General features: G+C 33.6%; 2 protein-coding genes. Both read left to right on the forward strand.

What is annotated here, in order from left to right:
* The first annotated feature begins 200 nt into the window (after window positions 1-200).
* On the forward strand, window positions 201-485 hold the full coding sequence (locus tag ACGH49_RS10800) for a hypothetical protein (protein ID WP_411589370.1): 285 nt from the start codon (window positions 201-203) through the stop codon (window positions 483-485).
* Between the two features lie 3 nt (window positions 486-488).
* The gene (locus ACGH49_RS10805) at window positions 489-1,424 is read left to right on the forward strand and encodes a zincin-like metallopeptidase domain-containing protein (protein WP_411589371.1); all 936 of its coding nucleotides are present in this window, start codon (window positions 489-491) and stop codon (window positions 1,422-1,424) included.
* Window positions 1,425-1,952 lie beyond the last annotated feature (528 nt).

Here is a 1,952-nt window from a genome sequence, read left to right on the forward strand (position 1 = left end):
TGTCAATAGCAAGGCGGAAGTCGCAGTCACGAAGTGAACCGAGTGAGCACTTGACGAAGTGAACTATTGACAACTCTCCCAATTTTACCCTTTAGGCCAGGTGGAAAGGAACGCATAGCGAGCCTTTCCGCTTGGACGACCCCCAAAATTTAGTTATAATTCAGCCGTAAATATCACTAAAACTACCTAAGGAACACAAGATGCGAGACCAAAAAGAACGAGTAGAAACAATTGAAAGTACCATGAAAAATGAATTTAGACATGCATTAGCGGTCAATTTAATCACGCAAGAACAGCATGATAAACACCTGCAAGAGTTGAATGAATTAACTGCTTATATTTATGAAAAGTATAAAGATGACCCAAGTTTTTATCCAGATGATTGGGATAAGATAAATAATTACTATGAAAAAATCGTAGGATTGGATTTTGTAAGACAACGCACAAAAGATAATTTAGAATCAATTTGGCTTATCGAGATGTAAATAATGGAACTGAATAATATTAATCAGCTTTTTGAGCGGATACAGCAAATTGATAATAATCAGGGGATTTCGAACTTCACTCAAACTAATGTAAACTATCCTAAGAACCCTTATACTCAAGAAATATATCAAGCCCAAGATTTATATAAATATGGACATCAAAAGGGTTTTTTAGAAACACGTTGGTTAACGGAGGATGAAATACAGGTAAATAATTTGCGGGTAAATCCCGATGAAAAAAATAACTTTATTGAAAGTGATTTACATAAGAATAATGAATATTATGAAAATATTAAATTTTATAATGTTGAACAACTGGATAAAGCCTCATTTGATAAACTTCCTCCAGAAATTAAGCCAGAAAAACAGTGGCAGGAAAATTTTAAAATAGAGCAATTTATTGAAAGTCAGGGAGTTAAGGTATTACATAACAGCACATCCACCCCACGTTATAATGCTAAAACTCATACCATTCATATGCCCGATAAATCCCAGTATGATACTGCAGAAGGTTACTATAATGATGTTTTCCATGAAATTGGGCATTCAACGGCGAAAGAATTGGACAGAATACCGATTACACATGATGAAAAAAGATTATTCTCACCAAGGGATGAATTAGTTGCCGAGACAACAGCAATCAAGCTATGCAATTTAACTAAAATCAACGCTAATAAAACTAAAAATTTAGCTTATATTAAATTTAATTTGGCTAAATTTAGTGATGATAAAGCCATTCAAAAGATGGAGTTAGAAAAGGCATTAATTGAATCGGATAAGGTGGTAGCACTAACAAAAGGTAAATACCTTGATGCTAAAAAACAGCATGGGGTATCAAATGAAATTTTTAATCAGGCATTACAAACCGCCACGGAAAGATTGGAGCAAAGAAGTACATCAAATCAAAAAACAAGGCATCAAGGAATGGGGAGAAATTGAACGATAATTTAATCAAATTTATCGGTATTCGAAACGTTTAAGAAAAACTGAATTTCTATAAAAATTTAGTTCGCATAATGTATTAATGCCGTTATGTTTAATTCGCAGGCTGTAAAATATTGGCGACCGAGTAGGGCGCAGATTGCCAAGAATTTAGCATAACGGCAGATTATGCGAGCTAAAAAAAACTATGACATACATAAAACCCGACACAAAACCCCACGATAAAAACTAAATATTTTGGCGTGTCATCTGTATTGTTATTATTATTCCTTTCTTTTTTACATGCCATGCCTGTTATCCAGTTAGTAAGTTATAAAAAGTGACAAAAGTATGGTGATTGTATTTTGTACAGGTTGAACTATATATAATAGTTCAACCTTGTTCCATTTTGGAACAAATAGATTGCTATTTATACAATTCTGTTTGTCACTTTTTCGACGGCGATTGAGTTTTAAGTTCGGATGTTCAGTGACACCCGAACTTTACCATGGTTTCCCATGGTGAATGAATTAAAAAATAATCAAA

It is taken from the genome of Gilliamella sp. BG7, from assembly GCF_046635565.1.
GTDB lineage: Bacteria > Pseudomonadota > Gammaproteobacteria > Enterobacterales > Orbaceae > Gilliamella > Gilliamella apicola_P.

What these genes read in the sequence shown, in the direction of transcription:
- ACGH49_RS10800 (WP_411589370.1), top strand. Translation starts at nt 201, where the DNA reads ATGCGAGACCAAAAAGAACGAGTAGAAACAATTGAAAGTACCATGAAA.
- ACGH49_RS10805 (WP_411589371.1), top strand. Translation starts at nt 489, where the DNA reads ATGGAACTGAATAATATTAATCAGCTTTTTGAGCGGATACAGCAAATT.